This is a genomic window from Micromonospora terminaliae, assembly GCF_009671205.1.
Lineage (GTDB): Bacteria > Actinomycetota > Actinomycetes > Mycobacteriales > Micromonosporaceae > Micromonospora > Micromonospora terminaliae.
In genome coordinates this window covers 5,693,878-5,709,203 of sequence record NZ_CP045309.1, presented here as the reverse complement: position 1 = coordinate 5,709,203, position 15,326 = coordinate 5,693,878, and the positions used below count along the sequence as shown (strand labels likewise).

The following is a 15,326-nucleotide window of genomic DNA, read 5'->3' as shown; positions in this document are numbered from 1 at the left end:
TCGATGCCGCGCACCGAAGATCAGCTCGTCGGCTCCTCCCCGGCCTCCCGCTGCAGCCGGCGGTACTCGGCCGTCACCACCGCGAGCAGGAAGAGGTCCACGCCGAGCGCGAAGACCGCGCCGAACTGGTTGACCGTGAAGCTGAAGATCTGCCCGAACAGCAGGTCCACGAGGAGCGCGAGCTTGAACAGCCGGAAGGCCCGCGTCTGGTCGCTGGGCAGCAGCAGGGCGCCGCGGATGCTCAGCACCGCGGTGATGAGCGCGGAGACCGAGACCCCGAGCAGCGCACCCCATTCGTCCTGGTCGGGCAGCTGGCCGGTGATCGCGTCGAGCAGCACCCGCAGCACCACGACGAACGGCTCGCCGATCACGTAGAGCACCACCAGGGACACCACCCACCGGTGCGTGGCCACATAGACCAGGCCGCGGCGGGCCAGGCGGAGCCAGCGGTGCCAGAACCGGAACGGGGGCGTCTCCCGCCGGGGCACCACGTCGAGCAGCCGGACGACCGCCTCCTCCACCTCCGGCCCGCAGCCCTGGACCAGCCGCAGCACGGCCGCCCGGCGCCGGGCCGTGAGGCCGGTGGTGAGACCGCCGACGATGGTGTACAGCGCGTTCGCCGTGCGCTCCGGCCCGGACAGCCGGGTCCGGCCGCGCAGCGCCTGGGTGAGCACGACCAGCAGGGCGAACGCCACGTAGATGATGCTGGCGGCCGGTGCGTAGAAGTAGTCCGTGCCCGCGGTGACGAACTTGCCGACCTCGTCGATGAACAGTCCGAAGCCCATCCCGCCCAGGATCGCCCCGAGGATGCGCGCCACGCTGCCGAGGAAGACCAGCCCCACCCCCAGGCCCGCGGTCATCAGCAGACCGCCCCAGAGCACGTGCGCGATGTGCAGCCCGCCGCCGCCGAGCTGCGGGAACCCGGTCGCCTGGAGGTACGCCCGGGTGACCAGCACGGTCACCACCCCGGACAGCACGAACGCCTGAAGGTACGACGGCGCCTCCAGTGCCCGGGGCGGTCGCGACCAGCGGGACGGACGGGCGGGCATGGTTCCGACGCTAGTAGCCGCGCCACTCCGCGCGGGCGTACTCCAGCACCCTGGGCTGCAGCAACGTGGAGGCGGGCACGTCGACGCGCGCCCGGTCGGCCGGGAAGGTGGCCGCCGCGGCGAGCACCGACGGGGTGAGGAAGCGCAGCGGCGGCGCGTCGGCGGGCAGCCCCAGCGCGGGCGGCGTCGCACCCGGGGCGGCGAGCACGAAACCCCAGTCACCGAAGCTCGGCACGTCCACGTGGTACGGCACGGTGGCGAAGCCCGCCTCCCGGATCGACCGCTCGATCGACCAGTACGACCGCGGCGCGAAGTACGGCGAGCCGGACTGCACCACGAGCCGCCCACCGGGGGCGAGCACCGGCCGGATCAGCGCGTAGAACTCGACCGTGTAGAGCTTGGCGGTGGCCGTCTCGTCCGGGTCGGGCAGGTCGGCGACGACCACGTCGAAACGTTCCGTGGCGGAGCGCAGCCAGCCGAACGCGTCGACGTTGAGCACCCGCACCCGGGGGTCGGCGAGCGAGTGGTGGTTGAGATCCCGCAGCTGCGGCTCGGAGCGGGCCAGCCGCACCACGGCCGGGTCGAGGTCGACCAGGGTCACCTGGCGCACGTCCGGGTACTTGAGGATCTCCCGCAGCGCCAGGCCGTCGCCGGCGCCGAGCACCAGCACGTTGCCGTGCGGCCCGCGCATGGCCGGGTGGACCAGCGACTCGTGGTAGCGGTACTCGTCGATCGAGCTGAACTGGAGGTCGCCGTTGAGGAACAGCCGCAGGTCGGTGTCGGTGTGCCCGACCTCCCGCACCGACCGGGTCAGCACGATCTCCTGGTAGCGGCTGCGCTCGGCGTGCACCACCGGGTCGCGGTAGAGCTGCTGCCGGGCGGTCACCTCGAAGTCGTGTGCGGTGACCCACGCGTACCCGAGGCACAGGGCGACCACGGCGGCGCCGGCGCCGAGCGCGACGCGGGCCCGGCGGCCGAGGTCGGCCCGGAAGACGGTGCAGACCAGCGCAAGACCGGCGACGGCGTTGACCGCGCCCACCACGAGGGCACCCTTGAGCTGGCCGAAGACCGGCATCAGCAGGAACGGGAAGGCCAGCCCGCCGAGCAGCGCGCCGACGTAGTCGGCGGCGAAGAGGTCGGCCACGGCGCTGCCGGCGGACTGCGCGCGGATGCGTTGCAGCAGCACCATGAGCAGCGGGATCTCAGCGCCGATGAGCAGGCCCAGTACGAAGGCGGTGCCGACCAGCGCCGGCCCGTAGAGGTCGAGCCAGGCGAACGCGGCGTAGAGGCCGAGCACGGAGAGCCCGCCGAGCAGGGCCAGGGTCAGCTCGATCGCGGCGAACGCGGCCGCCGCCCGGGACTGGAACGGCTTCGCGACCAGCGCGCCCACGCCCATGGCGAAGACCATCACGCCGAGCACGATCGACGCCTGGCCGACCGCGTCGCCGATCAGGTAGCTGCCGAGCGCGACGAGCGCCAGCTCGTACACCAGGCCGCAGGCCGCGCACACGAAGACCGCGAGCAGGACCGCCGCGCGGGCCGGGCGCCACCGCGGCCGTGCGGGCGCCTCGGCGGTCACGCCTTCTCCCGGGTACGCGACTGCGCGGTCGACGCCCCGGCACGCTGCGCGGGCACGGCCACCCGACGCTGCCTGCGGCGCTGCACCACGCCCACGGCCACCAGGAGCGCGGCGAGCAGGAAGAGCCCGACCGCGGCGAGCAGGCCGCCCCAGCGGTCCCGCCAGAAGTCGTTGCCCGCGGCGGGCAGCGGGCTGGGCGAACCGGCCGGCGCGGCGGTCGGGGTGGGGGCGGGCTCCACCAGCCCGGCCTCGGCGGCGAGCAGCGGAAGCGTGGTCGCCGCGCGGGTGACCGCCCAGCCCGGGTCGTCGATGAAGGCGTCCTCGTCGAGCCCGAACCGCGCGAGGCCGCTCGCCATCGCGGAGAGGTCGGCGTCGCCGAAGTCGGACGATCCCTCGACGTGGATCTCGGCCGAGTCCGACGCTTCGCTGCTCTCGGAGGTGTAGCGGATGTTGGCCACCACCTCGACGTAGCGCGGGCAGCGCGGGTCGGTGTTCACCGCCACCCCCTCGCCCAGGTTCGAGCCGGCGTCGGTCGGGTTGGTCCAGTCGAGGAGCTTCCACCCGTAGCAGATGCCCTGGCTGTCGGCCGCGCGCTGGAGGATCGAGACCGTGGCGGCCCGCTCGTCGGTCACGGGCGCGGGGACGTCGGTGCCGGAGTCGCTGGCGCCGAACACACCGGCGAGCGCGCACAGCCCGATCACCGCCACGACGCCCAGCCCGCCGAGGATCTGTTTGCCCGTGGCGCTCTTCCCGCTGCTGACCGGACTCTTCGCCCCGGTCAGGTCGGAACGCTGGGCCGCCATCAGCTGATCGCGGCTGCGATGATCGCGCCGGTGGCGACGTGCACGACGGCGGAGACCCACACGGCCGGGTGCGGCTCCGGGTCGACCAGCAGCTCACCGAGCTTGCCCGGGGTGGCCACGTCCAGCAGGACGAACGCCACCGCCATGATCACCAGGCCGAGGATCCCGTATGCTGCCGCGCCGACCAGGCCGAGCGCGAAGTCGTCCTCGCTCGCCACGATCGCGGCGACCACGATGATGCCGACGCCGACCAGGTTGGAGGCGAGCAGCACGGCGGCGTTCCGGTTGCGCTCGTGCCAGATCAGGTGGTTGAGCCGGCCCGGGGTGGCCAGGTCGACCAGCGCGTACCCGATGCCCATCAGGACGACGCCGACCACCCCGTACGCGAGGGTGACCAGCAGATCGGTGGCGAGGTGCTGCACAGGGGGCTCCAGGGTGAGGGGTCGGACGGGCTACTTGCCGGCGCCGGGGCCGCCGCCCCGGACGGTGGTGCCACGGCCCCAGCCCCAGCCACCGCCGACGACGTGGTGGTAGCGGGGGTAGGCGGTGGTCATCCGTTCGAGCAGGATCAGCGAACCGGCGGCGAGCGGCAGGATCACCACCGAGTCGTCGTCGTAGCGCAGGTAGACACCGCTGCCGTCGACGTACTGGTCGGCGGGCTGCCAGGCGTCGGTGACGTCCTTCGCCACCTGGCTCGGCGCCCGCGTCGAGGTGTACGCGAGCGCGTCGGAGCCGAGGTCCCGGCTGACCGCCCGGGTGTAGTGGTCCTGCACGTAGCCGCGGGGCGAGAAGTTGCCGTAGAAGATCGCGAAGGCGGCGACCAGGGCACCCACCACGGCCACCGCAATCCCGACCACGAACCACCGTCGGTACGTCACAGTGCCACCACCGTCTCCGTCAGGACCAGTTCGTTCGTCTGGGGATACGCGTGCCAGGTGCGCCAGGCCACCGAGCCGTCCGGCGGGTCCGGGCGGACGGCGAGCGCGGTGACCGCGTCCTCGTCGCCGGGAAAGACCCCGACCAGCGCGTACGGGTCGTCGGCCAGGTCGGCGCGGAGCGCGGCGACCCGGGTGCGCAGGCCGTCGCCCGCCGGCCGGAGCACCGTGGCGGTGAACCGGTAGCCGGCGGTCTCGTCGTGCAGGGCGTCCGGCAGGTGCGGAGGGCGGCCGGGCAGGCAGGCGACCGTCTCGGTGAGGTCGCCGCAGACCACCTGGTGCGAGGCGCCGAGCAGGCGCAGCCGCACCCGCAGCCCGCTCGGCAGCGTCAGCTCGCGCACGTGCAGGGCGGGGCGTTCGGGGCCACCGAGGGCCAGGCTCAGATCGGCGGCGCGGGTGTCGACGTACGGGGCCTCCAGGGCGACGAGCACGTTCTAGCCCACCTTCTCCGGCCCGCCCTGCGGGTAGATCATCACCTCGGCCCGGTGCAACTGCTCGCCGAGGTTCACCTCCCAGCCGGCCTCCCCGTACGCCTCGAACGAGAGCCGGGCGCCGCCGGGCGCCTGGTAGTCGTGGTAGCGCATGGTGCCGCGCGGGTCGAGGCCGGTGCCCTCGGTGGCGGTGAACTTGGCCTGGCCGGACTCGTCCCAGTTGTAGCGCCGCCCGGCGATCTCCAGGGTCGGCGCGCCCGGGGTGACGGTGGCCGACGGCTCGCTGGTCCAGAGCACCAGCTCCAGGTCCGGCTCCGACTCGACGGAGAGCCAGCGCTTCACGCCGCCGGCGTCGTCGAGCAGGTGCTCCGCCCAGCTCCAGCCGCCCTCGACCAGGTGCACCGAGCCGCGCACGGTGTAGGGGACCTGACGGATCTCCACGATGTCGCCCGGCTTGAGGGCGCGGGGGTCGCCGCGCAGCGCATCGGCGTCCCGGTCCCGGAAGGGGTCACCGGGTGCGGCCTTCGGGCGTGGCGCCGACCGGGCCTTGCGCAGGGCGACCACGGCGATCACGACGCCGGCCACCCCGACCAGGCAGCCCAACGTGGTCACCACGTACGCCAGCGAACCGTTCACGGCCGTCTCCCCCCAAGGTCCATCGGCGGAGACGGTAACAACCCGACGCACCCGCGCCGAAGTGTTGTTCGTTGAGTGACGGCTCAACTACCGTGCGGTGCCGGCGAGGCGTTCGGTGGCGTACTCGCGCAGGGTGGCGCGGTCCATGAGGCAGCCGCTGAACGTGGTGAACTCGCCGTCGTCGTCGCGGAGCCGCTCCCACGCGGCCCGGCCGGCCGCCGGGTCGACCGTGTCGAGCAGCGTGGCCGCGTACGCCTTTCCGGCCGGCGACCCGTGCTTCAGCAGCCGGTCGACCTTCTTGCGGGCCGCCTCGGGATGCTCCCGCAGGGCCCGCTCCACGTGCCGGTACGCCTCGGTCGCCGGCAGGATCTGCCCCGCGATACCCACCCCGCCGAAGGCGAGGGTGTCCGCCCGCCGAAGCTCCTCGACGGCCGCGTCCAACTCCCGGTCCTTCTCCCCGATCCCGAACATGCCCCCACTATTTCCCCGGCCGGCCCCCGCCGACCCTGTTGATCAAGAAGTTTGCGTCGGCCGATGTGCCGCAGCCGACGCAAACTCCTTGATCGCCGGGGTCCGGGGTCAGGCCGCCGTCACCGTGAGGCCGTCCTTGGTGTCGGACAGGTCGACCCGCACGGTGTCGCCGTCGCGGATCTGGCCGGCCAGGAGGGCCTTCGCGAGCTGGTCGCCGATCGCCGACTGCACCAGGCGGCGCAGCGGGCGGGCGCCGTAGATCGGGTCGTACCCGTGCTCGGCCAGCCACACCCGGGCGGCGTCGCTGATGTCCAGCGACAACCGGCGGTCGGCGAGCCGCTTCCGCATCCGGTCGAGCTGGATGTCCACGATGGCTCGCAGGTCCTCACCCTGGAGGGCGGCGAACACCACGATGTCGTCGAGGCGGTTGAGGAACTCCGGCTTGAAGTGCGACCGGACCACCGCGAGGACGCCCTCCCGGCGCTGCTCCTCGGCCAGCGTCAGGTCGCTGATGACCGACGACCCCAGGTTCGAGGTGAGGATCAGGATCGCGTTGCGGAAGTCGACGGTGCGACCCTGGCCGTCGGTGAGGCGGCCGTCGTCGAGCACCTGGAGCAGCACGTCGAAGACGTCCGGGTGCGCCTTCTCCACCTCGTCCAGCAGGATCACCGAGTACGGCCGGCGGCGCACCGCCTCGGTGAGCTGGCCGCCCTCCTCGTAGCCGACGTAACCGGGCGGGGCGCCGACCAGGCGGGCGACGGAGTGCTTCTCGCCGTACTCGCTCATGTCGATGCGAACCATGGCCCGCTCGTCGTCGAAGAGGAACTCGGCGAGCGCCTTGGCCAGCTCGGTCTTGCCGACACCGGTCGGGCCCAGGAAGAGGAAGCTGCCGGTCGGGCGGTCCGGGTCGGCGACGCCGGCCCGGGCACGGCGGACCGCGTCGGACACCGAGGTGACGGCCTCGGTCTGGCCGACGACGCGGGAGCCCAGCGTCTCCTCCATCCGGAGCAGCTTGGCGGTCTCACCCTCCAGCAGGCGGCCGGCCGGGATGCCGGTCCAGGAGGCGACGACGGCGGCGATGTCGTCCGCGCCGACCTCCTCCTTGAGCATCGCGCCGTCGGCCTGGAGCCGGGCCAGCTCCTCCTCGGCCCGCTTCAGCTCGGCCTGGAGGGCGGGGATCCGGCCGTAGCGCAGCTCGGCGGCGCGCTCCAGCTCGCCGTCACGCTCGGCCCGCTCGGCCTCGCCGCCGAGCCGCTCCAGCTCCTCCTTGGCGGTGGAGAGCTTGGTGATGTGGCTCTTCTCCAGCTGCCAGCGCTCGGAGAGCGCGGTGAGCTGCTCGCGCTTGTCGGCCAGCTCCTTGCGCAGCCGGGCCAGCCGCTCGGCGGAGGCGGCGTCCGGCTCCTTGGCCAGCGCCATCTCCTCGATCTCCAGCCGGCGTACCGCCCGCTCGATCTCGTCCACCTCGACCGGGCGGGAGTCGATCTCCATCCGGAGCCGCGAGGCGGACTCGTCGACCAGGTCGATGGCCTTGTCCGGCAGGAAGCGGTCGGTGATGTAGCGGTCGGAGAGCGCGGCGGCGGCCACCAGCGCGGCGTCGGTGATCCGGACGCCGTGGTGCACCTCGTAGCGCTCCTTCAGGCCGCGCAGGATGCCGATGGTGTCCTCGATGGTCGGCTCGCCCACCAGCACCGGCTGGAAGCGGCGCTCCAGCGCCGGGTCCTTCTCGATGTGCTCGCGGTACTCGTCCAGCGTGGTGGCGCCCACCATCCGCAGCTCGCCGCGGGCCAGCATCGGCTTGAGCATGTTGCCGGCGTCCATCGAGCCCTCGCCCTTGCCGGCGCCGACGACGGTGTGCAGCTCGTCGAGGAAGGTGATGACCTGGCCGTCGGAGTTCTTGATCTCCTCCAGCACCGACTTGAGCCGCTCCTCGAACTGGCCGCGGTACTGCGCTCCGGCCACCATGGCGCCGAGGTCGAGCGAGACGAGCTTCTTGTCCCGCAGCGACTCCGGCACGTCACCGGCGACGATCCGCTGGGCCAGGCCCTCGACGATGGCGGTCTTGCCGACGCCCGGCTCGCCGATCAGCACCGGGTTGTTCTTGGTACGCCGGGACAGCACCTGGATCACCCGGCGGATCTCCGAGTCGCGGCCGATGACCGGGTCGATCTTCCCCTCACGCGCGCTCGCGGTCAGGTCGACGCCGTACTTCGCGAGGGCCTGGTAGGTCTGCTCGGGGTCGGCCGTGGTGACCCGCCGGTCCCCGCCGCGCACGGTCGGGAAGGCGGCGACGAGGTTCTCCTCGGTGGCGCCGGAGTTCTTCAGCGCGACGGAGACCGCGCCGCCCACCCGGGCCAGCCCGGCCAGCAGGTGCTCGGTCGAGGTGTACTCGTCGCCCAGCGGCCGGGCGATCTGCTCGGCGGCGCCGATGGCGTTGACGAACTCCCGGGCCAGGGTGGGCTCGGCGATGCTGGAGCCGCGCGCCGCGGGCAGGGCGTCGACCGAGCGCTGGGCGACCCGGCGCAGCTCGGCGGGGTCCGCCCCGACGGCGCGCAGCAGGCCCGCGGCGGTCGAACCCTCGGTGTCCAGCAGCGCCAGCAGCAGGTGCCAGGGCTCCACGGTGGCGTGACCGCGCTGGTTCGCCAGCGCGACGGCACCGGTGATGGTCTCGCGGCTCTTGGTGGTGAGTCGTTCCGTGTTCATGGGCTCCCCCGGATCGGCGTGTCCACTGGGAAGGACACAACCAGAGTTGAGTCTATTCCGCTCAACTCCAGTGGTGTGACGCCCGTCACTACGGCTGTTTGTCGAGCACCACCCGGACCCAGCGCCGGTTTGCGGTCCAGCCCGTGCCGAGCACCAGGTCGTCCGGTCCGCTGGCGGCGATCGTGCCGTCACCCAGGACCCTGAGGTGGTGCTCCCCGGTGAGCGGCCAGTCGACCCGGTAGTAACGGCCGCCGGCCACCACGCCCACCCCGTCCGGGCTGGTCACCGCCACCAGCTCGGCCCCGAGCGGTGCCACCGAACGGGCCTGCGCCGGATGCCCGACGGCCCGGACCAGGGCCCACTCGAAGCCGGCCACCAGCCGCCACAGCGCCGGGAAACCCGTCCGGTCCGGGCGCTCCCCGACCAGCCACACGCCGCCGTCCGGGGCGATCGCCACGCGCAGCACCCCCACCTCGTCGCCCCGCCAGGACACCGGTGTCGACGCCCAGTGCCGGCCCCCGTCCCGGGACAGCGCGGCGTAGGGACGGCCGTCGCGCACGCCGGCCGCCACCACGAGGTCGCCGGAGTGGCCCACGGTGTTCAGCCCGGGTACGGACGGCTGGGCGGCCGTCGGCCGCAGGCTCGCGCCGTCCCACTCGGCCACGGCACCGCGCCCCTCGACCACCTGGAATCGGCCCCGCGCGGCCACCAGCGGCGCCGGCTCCGCCCCCGTGCTGTGGACGAAGGTCGCCCCGCCGTCGGTCGACGTGTACCAACCGTACGGCTCGGAGAGCAGCACGAGCGCCCCCGGCACGGCGTAGAGCTGCTGGCTCGCCGCCACCGGACGGGGGTGCCGCAGGGCGCGCCAGCTACGGCCACCGTCCACCGTCGCGAACAGCCGGGGGCCGGGGCAGCCGCCGCTGGGCGGCGGGTTGTCGCAGGCGGCGACGAAGAGGGCGTAGCCGTGGTCGGCGTCGGCGAACTCCACGAACGGGCGGTCGTACCGGCGGTCGACGTCGACCCGGACCTGGCGTACCTCGTCGAAACCGACGGGCCGCGACGGCGCCGGCGCGGTCGGCGCCGGCCGCGGGGGCGCGGACGACCGGTCCGGTGGGGCCCGGCGGACGTCACCGATCGAGCAGGCGGCGATGGCCGGCACCAGCAGCAGACCGAGACCCGGGAGCAATCGGCGCCCGATCATGGGGCCTCCTCCGCACGGTAGCCTTGCGCGGGTGCGAGTACGTGTCGAACAGACTGCCCTACCGGGGATCGGCGTCCGTCACGATTTGATGACGGAATCCGGGCGCCGCCTCGGCGTGGTCTCCCACCGCAATGGCCGCCGCGACCTGGTCCTGTACGACCCGGATGACCCCGACTCGTGTCAGCACGACATACCGCTGACCGACGACGAGGCGGAGGCGCTGGCCGACATCCTCGGCGCGTCGCTCATGCTCGGCCAGCTCGCGGGGCTGCGCGACCAGGCCGCCGGGCTGCTCACCGAGCAGATCGCCATCCCGGCCGGCTCCCGCTACGTCGGCCGGCCGCTCGGTGACACCAAGGCACGCACCCGCACCAGCGCCTCCATCGTGGCGGTGCTGCGTCAGGGCGAGGTGATCGTCTCGCCCGATCCCACCTTCCGGTTCCAGGCCGGTGACGTGGTGGTCGTGGTCGGCACCCGGCAAGGGCTCGACGGGGTGACCGCGATCCTCGCCGAAGCGGACCCGGACGGCTGAGGCGCGGATGCACGAAACCACCACGCTTCTCGTCGAGGTCGGCGCGCTGCTGCTCCTGCTCGGCCTGCTCGGCCGGCTCAGCCGCCGCTTCGGTGTCTCACCCATCCCCCTCTACCTGCTCGCCGGCCTCGCCTTCGGTCACGGCGGCCTGCTGCCGCTCAACGCCAGCGAGGAGTTCTTCGCCATCGGCGCGGAGATCGGCGTCATCCTGCTGCTCGTCATGCTCGGCCTGGAATACAGCGCCAACGAACTGGTGGGCAACCTCCGCTCGGCCGCACCTGCCGGCCTGATCGACGCGGTGCTCAACGCGCTGCCCGGCTTCGCGTTCGCCCTGCTCCTCGGCTGGGGCTGGGTGGCCGCCGTGGTGCTCGCCGGCGTCACCTGGGTCTCCTCGTCGGGCGTCATCGCGAAGGTGCTCGGCGACCTCGGCCGGGTCGGTAACCGGGAGACCCCGGTCATCCTCTCCGTCCTGGTGATCGAGGACCTGGCGATGGCCCTCTACCTGCCGCTGGTCACCGCGCTGCTCGCCGGGGTCGGCTTCGTGAAGGGCGGCATCGCGCTCGCCGTCGCGGTGCTCTCCGTGGTCGTCGTGCTGACCGTCGCGATCCGGTACGGCCACCTGATCTCCGCCGCGCTCTCGGCGAAGGACCCGGAGGCGCTCCTGCTCGGGGTGCTCGGCCTCACCCTGCTCGTCGCCGGGGTCGCGGCCAAGCTCCAGGTCTCCGCCGCGGTCGGCGCGTTCCTGGTCGGCATCGCCCTGTCCGGGCCGGTGGCGCACCACGCCACCGAGTTGCTCTCGCCGCTGCGGGACCTCTTCGCCGCGGTCTTCTTCGTCTTCTTCGGCCTGGTCACCGACCCGCTCGACATGCCGCCGGTGCTGCTGCCGGCGTTCCTGCTGGCCGTGGTCACCATGGGGACGAAGCTGGCCACCGGTTACCTGGCCGCCCGCCGGGCCGGGATCGCCGAGCCCGGTCGCTGGCGGGCCGGCTTCGCGCTCACCCCGCGCGGCGAGTTCTCCATCGTCATCGCCGGGCTGGCCGTCGCCGCCGCGTACCCGGTCGAGCCCCGGCTGGCCGCGCTCGCCACCGCGTACGTGCTGATCACCGTGGTGACCGGCCCGATGTTGGCCCGTCTGCCCGACCTGCCCTGGTTCAAGCGCTGGCTGCGCCGGCGCGCCGCCGCCCGCCGGCCGGTGCCGGTGGGAGTGGCCGACTGACCTCGGCCGGGCCGGGTCCGCCGTACGGTCGCCCCGGCCCGGCCAACGGTTGCCGAATTGATTCCGGGAAGGTCTACCGCCGCCCCGCGAAACCGCGTTAACGTTTCGGCCCAGCAGCCAGGGTCCGCGGGTGGCCGGTGCCCCCGCCAGCGGAAGCGGAAGGTCGGCCGGTGAGCGTGCAGGAAGAGACGTTCCACGGCTTCGCCAACCCCGTCGACCCGTCGCCCGCCGAGCTGCGGTCGTGGGCCTACCAGCCGGACTCCGTCCCGCTCACCTCGATGCCGCCCGACTGGGACCTGCTTGTCGCCGGGGACCACCTGGTGCAGACGCTCTTCGACCTGGCCATGGACCCGGCCTGCCCGGCCCGCCGGTTCGCCCTGCACTGCCTCTACATCTACGCGGCCGACGGCATCCGGACGAACTTCCGGGCCCACCCGAAGCGCCGCTTCCGCAAGCTCGTCGAACATGCCGAGCGAGCCGGCGACGAGCTGATGCGCAACTGGGCGCACAACAGCCGGGTGCTGCTGGCGCGGCCGGACCTTTTCGTGTACCGGGACTGGTGCGAGGGCGGCTTGGTGCGGGAGAACCGGCGGCTCTAGTTCCTCTGCTCTGTGGGTGGGGTGTGGCCCCGCCCTGAGACGGCGAACGGGCCGGGACCCCCCGTGGGTCCCGGCCCGCACGTCGCGGATCGGTCAGCCGGTCGATCCGCCCCGCTTCTTCCGCCGCTCGTCGTCCCTGGCGCGGTCGACGCCGTGGTCCAACTGGTCGGCGAAGCGCCCTTCCTTGATCTTGTCAGTGAAGCGACCTCCGGTGACCCGGTCGAATCGCTCCCGGACGTTCTCGGCCACCTGCTCCAGCCGTTCCTCCGCCCGTTCCGCCACCGTCTTCGCCGATTCCGCCATGGCTCCCCCTGCCAGTTCGGAGTCCGGATTGAGTTGGTTGGGCCTGGTTCAGACGGTAGCGGATCGCGCCCGCCCGGCACCCCGGTTTACTCGCCTTGCGGCAGCTCTATTCGCCGGTGAGGCGCCGTTCGTGCACGCGCAGGGCCACCGTCGTGGCGTCCAGCAGCGGGGTGGGTACGCCGAGCGTGCGGGCCCGCGCCGTGAGGTCGCCGAAGATCTGCTCCACCTCGGTCGGCTGCCCGGCCACCAGGTCCCGGTAGAGCGAGGCGGTGTCGGCCGAGCCGGGCCGGGTCACGAAGGCCTGGACGCCGTCGAGCGCCTGCTGCGGCAGCGGATAACCGGCCGCCGCGCTGACGGCCGCGGCCTCGGCGGCGATCTGCGGGCCGAGGCGGTCGCCACCCGGCGTCGCCGTCGCGTCGCCCACGGAACCGCGTACCAGGGTGTTGAGGGCGGCCAAAGTGCTGATGAAGACCCACTTGTGCCACATGGCCCGGCGGATGTCCGGCGAGACGGAGAAGTCGAAGCCCGCCCCGGACAGCACCTCGGCGATCTGTTCGACGCGTGGCGACGGGCCGCCCTGCTGTTCGCCGATGACGATCTCGGCGAGGGCGCCCAGCCGGACGATGTCCCCCTCGGCGTCGAGCGTGGTGAGGACGCGGACCACGCCGCCGAGCACGGCGTCCACGCCGAACCGCTCGGTGAGCGCGTCCATGTGCGCCATCCCGTTCAGGAACGGGATCACCGTGGTACCCGGACCGACCGCGGCGGCGACGTCCTCGATGGCCGCCGGCAACGCGGTGGCCTTCACCGAGACGAGCACGATGTCGTAGCGCCCGTCGATCTCGGCGGCGGTCAGCAGCCGTGGCGTGAGCACGGTAGCGGTCCCCAGGCCGGTGATCCGCAGCCCGCGCTCGCGGAGCACGTCGGCGCGCCGGGGCCGGACGAGGAAGGTGACGTCCCGGCCGGCCTGCTGGAGCTGGGCGCCGAAGTAGCCTCCGGTCGCGCCCGCCCCGACGACGAGAATTCTCATGCGCCGAGACGTTACTGATCGACTCCTGCACCCCGGACCGCGGCCGGTCGGGGGACCGGAACGCGGAAGGCCGGCGCGACCCGGGAGCGGGCACGCACCGGCCTGCGGCGTATCGCGGTCAGCGTTCGGAGGTGCGGCGGGGGCGCCAGACGACGAGCGCGGTGGAGGTGCGGTTCGTGGGGACGAGGTCCCCGCGGGAGAATCCGCCCAGCGACTCCAGCTCGGCGATCCGGCGGTACGCGGCGTCCAGCTCCGCCTCCAGCCGGGCCACCCGCTGCTGGGCCTCCTCCAGGAGCCGTTCCAGGTTGATGATCCGCTTGACCCCGGCCAGGTTGATCCCGTCGTCCTGGCTGAGCCGCTGCACCTCGCGGAGCAGCACCACGTCCCGGACGCTGTACCGGCGGCCACCCCCGGACGCCCGGCCGGCCTGCACCAGGCCCAGCCGGTCGTACTGGCGCAGGGTCTGCGGGTGCATGCCCGCCATGCGCGCGGCCACCGAGATCATCAGAACCTTGGCCTCGTAGGCAGGGTCACCCGAGCCGACGAACTCCTGCGACATCCCCGCTCACCTCCGCTGCCTCGTCACCCGGTCAACTGAATCGACGCACCCGCGCGTCGAGATGTTCCCGCGCGGCCGCCGGGGTCTGCTCCGCGAACGTCTCCAGTGCCGCCCGCGCCTCGTCCGACAGCTTCGCGGGCACCACCACGTCGAGGGTGACCAGGAGGTCACCGGCGCGGCCGTCCTTGCGTACGACGCCCTTGCCCCGGGCGCGCAGGACCCGGCCGCTCGGCGTGCCCGGCGGCACCCGCAGGGTCACCGTGCCGTCCAGGGTCGGCACCCGCAGGTCGATGCCGAGCACCGCCTCCGCGAACGTGATCGGCACGGTCAGGGTCAGGTCGTCACCGGTGCGCCCGAACAGCTCGTCCGGGCGGACCTTGACGTGCACGAACAGGTCGCCCGCCGGGCCGCCGCGCTCGCCGGGCTCACCCCGGCCGGCCAGCCGGATGCGCTGGCCGTCGGCCACACCGGCCGGGAAGCGCACGTTCAGCGTGCGGGTCTTGGTGACGCCGCCGGTGCCGTGGCACTCCGGGCACTTCTCCTCGACGATCGTGCCCACGCCCTGGCAGTTGCGGCACGGCTCGGAGAAGCTGAACGACCCCTGGTTCCGGGTGGTCACGCCGGCGCCGTGGCACACCGGGCAGGCCACCGGCTGGGTGCCGGGCTTCGCCCCGTTGCCGTGGCAGGTCTCGCAGACCCCGGGGGCCCGCAGCGTCAACGGGAGGGTGACGCCCCGGACCGCGTCGGGGAAGTCCAGTGCCACCTCGGTCTCGACGTCCCGGCCCCGGGCCGGGCCGCGGGCGCGGGCCGCACCGCCACCGCCGCCCGAGAAAATCGAGCTGAACAGATCGGTGAATCCGCCGCCACCGAACCGGGTGTCGGCGCCGCCGGCCGCCCCGCCGAACAGGTCGGAGACGTCGAACGGCATGCCGCCTGGCTGGCCCCCGCCGCGGGCGTTGCGCCGGAAGGCGCCGGAGCCGAAGAGCGACCGCATCTCGTCGTACTCGCGGCGCTTCTTCTCGTCGCCGAGCACGGCGTACGCCTCGGAGACGGCCTTGAACCGTTCCTCGGCCTTCGGGTCACCGGGGTTGTGGTCCGGGTGCGACTCCCGAGCCAGCTTCCGGTACGACTTCTTGATCTCGTCCGAGGAGGCGGACTTCTCCACGCCCAGCGCGGCGTAGTAGTCCTTCTCGATCCAGTCCTTGGAACTCACCGGTCCACCCCCTTCCACGGGACTCCCGGTCGTCCCGCCCGCCCGGTGTGGGCGGGCGGGACGTCACGG

General features: G+C 73.2%; 17 protein-coding genes. 3 read left to right on the top strand and 14 right to left on the bottom strand.

The features are described from left to right. Positions 1–20: 20 nt before the first annotated feature. From GCE86_RS26345 to GCE86_RS26300, 10 genes are all read right to left on the bottom strand, one after another. Complete coding sequence (locus tag GCE86_RS26345) at positions 21–1,049, bottom strand: hypothetical protein (protein ID WP_154229395.1); 1,029 nt, start codon at positions 1,047–1,049, stop codon at positions 21–23. Between the two features lie 10 nt (positions 1,050–1,059). Further along, the gene (locus tag GCE86_RS26340) at positions 1,060–2,628 is read right to left on the bottom strand and encodes a polyamine aminopropyltransferase (protein ID WP_154229394.1); all 1,569 of its coding nucleotides are present in this window, start codon (positions 2,626–2,628) and stop codon (positions 1,060–1,062) included. Next, a complete protein-coding gene (locus GCE86_RS26335; RefSeq protein WP_204341651.1) occupies positions 2,625–3,431 on the bottom strand; it encodes a hypothetical protein in 807 nt (268 codons plus the stop codon). Before GCE86_RS26335 ends, GCE86_RS26340 begins: the two co-directional genes overlap by 4 nt. Further along, positions 3,431–3,853: a DUF350 domain-containing protein gene (locus GCE86_RS26330; RefSeq protein WP_154229393.1), complete on the bottom strand. Its 423-nt coding sequence runs from the start codon at positions 3,851–3,853 to the stop codon at positions 3,431–3,433. The genes GCE86_RS26335 and GCE86_RS26330 overlap by 1 nt, the downstream gene beginning before the upstream one ends. 30 nt (positions 3,854–3,883) lie before the next feature. Then, positions 3,884–4,309, bottom strand: coding sequence for a DUF4247 domain-containing protein (locus GCE86_RS26325; protein WP_154229392.1), 426 nt, complete (start codon positions 4,307–4,309; stop codon positions 3,884–3,886). Further along, entirely contained in the window at positions 4,306–4,797 is a 492-nt protein-coding gene (locus GCE86_RS26320; protein WP_154229391.1) for a DUF2617 family protein, read from the bottom strand. Before GCE86_RS26320 ends, GCE86_RS26325 begins: the two co-directional genes overlap by 4 nt. 3 nt (positions 4,798–4,800) lie before the next feature. Continuing rightward, positions 4,801–5,433 carry a DUF4178 domain-containing protein gene (locus GCE86_RS26315; protein WP_154229390.1) on the bottom strand — a complete coding sequence of 211 codons (633 nt, stop codon included), beginning with the start codon at positions 5,431–5,433 and terminating at the stop codon, positions 4,801–4,803. Between the two features lie 87 nt (positions 5,434–5,520). Further along, the gene (locus tag GCE86_RS26310) at positions 5,521–5,904 is read right to left on the bottom strand and encodes a hypothetical protein (protein WP_154229389.1); all 384 of its coding nucleotides are present in this window, start codon (positions 5,902–5,904) and stop codon (positions 5,521–5,523) included. Between the two features lie 108 nt (positions 5,905–6,012). After that, a complete protein-coding gene (clpB, locus tag GCE86_RS26305) occupies positions 6,013–8,604 on the bottom strand; it encodes an ATP-dependent chaperone ClpB (RefSeq protein ID WP_154229388.1) in 2,592 nt (863 codons plus the stop codon). Between the two features lie 88 nt (positions 8,605–8,692). Then, entirely contained in the window at positions 8,693–9,805 is a 1,113-nt protein-coding gene (locus GCE86_RS26300; RefSeq protein ID WP_154229387.1) for a beta propeller repeat protein, read from the bottom strand. Between the two features lie 31 nt (positions 9,806–9,836). Between GCE86_RS26300 and GCE86_RS26295 the strand changes: the two genes are divergently transcribed. The 3 genes from GCE86_RS26295 to GCE86_RS26285 all read left to right on the top strand — a co-directional run bounded on the left by GCE86_RS26295 (position 9,837) and on the right by GCE86_RS26285 (position 12,152). Beyond that, positions 9,837–10,337 (top strand): cation:proton antiporter regulatory subunit, encoded by a 501-nt coding sequence (locus tag GCE86_RS26295; RefSeq protein ID WP_091264487.1) that lies wholly within the window; start codon positions 9,837–9,839, stop codon positions 10,335–10,337. A 7-nt stretch (positions 10,338–10,344) separates the two neighbouring features. Next, positions 10,345–11,553, top strand: a complete 1,209-nt coding sequence (locus tag GCE86_RS26290) for a cation:proton antiporter (RefSeq protein WP_154229386.1) — start codon at positions 10,345–10,347, stop codon at positions 11,551–11,553. Positions 11,554–11,723: 170 nt separating this feature from the next. Further along, positions 11,724–12,152: a hypothetical protein gene (locus tag GCE86_RS26285; protein WP_154229385.1), complete on the top strand. Its 429-nt coding sequence runs from the start codon at positions 11,724–11,726 to the stop codon at positions 12,150–12,152. A 93-nt stretch (positions 12,153–12,245) separates the two neighbouring features. Here the strand turns inward: GCE86_RS26285 and GCE86_RS26280 are convergent, their stop codons facing one another. From GCE86_RS26280 to dnaJ, 4 genes are all read right to left on the bottom strand, one after another. Beyond that, positions 12,246–12,455: a hypothetical protein gene (locus tag GCE86_RS26280; protein ID WP_154229384.1), complete on the bottom strand. Its 210-nt coding sequence runs from the start codon at positions 12,453–12,455 to the stop codon at positions 12,246–12,248. A gap of 106 nt (positions 12,456–12,561) precedes the next feature. Next, positions 12,562–13,485: a ketopantoate reductase family protein gene (locus GCE86_RS26275; RefSeq protein ID WP_154229383.1), complete on the bottom strand. Its 924-nt coding sequence runs from the start codon at positions 13,483–13,485 to the stop codon at positions 12,562–12,564. 118 nt (positions 13,486–13,603) lie between these two features. Continuing rightward, the gene (locus GCE86_RS26270) at positions 13,604–14,044 is read right to left on the bottom strand and encodes a heat shock protein transcriptional repressor HspR (RefSeq protein ID WP_091264506.1); all 441 of its coding nucleotides are present in this window, start codon (positions 14,042–14,044) and stop codon (positions 13,604–13,606) included. A 31-nt stretch (positions 14,045–14,075) separates the two neighbouring features. Further along, positions 14,076–15,257 carry a molecular chaperone DnaJ gene (dnaJ, locus tag GCE86_RS26265; RefSeq protein ID WP_154229382.1) on the bottom strand — a complete coding sequence of 394 codons (1,182 nt, stop codon included), beginning with the start codon at positions 15,255–15,257 and terminating at the stop codon, positions 14,076–14,078. Between the last annotated feature and the right edge of the window lie 69 nt (positions 15,258–15,326).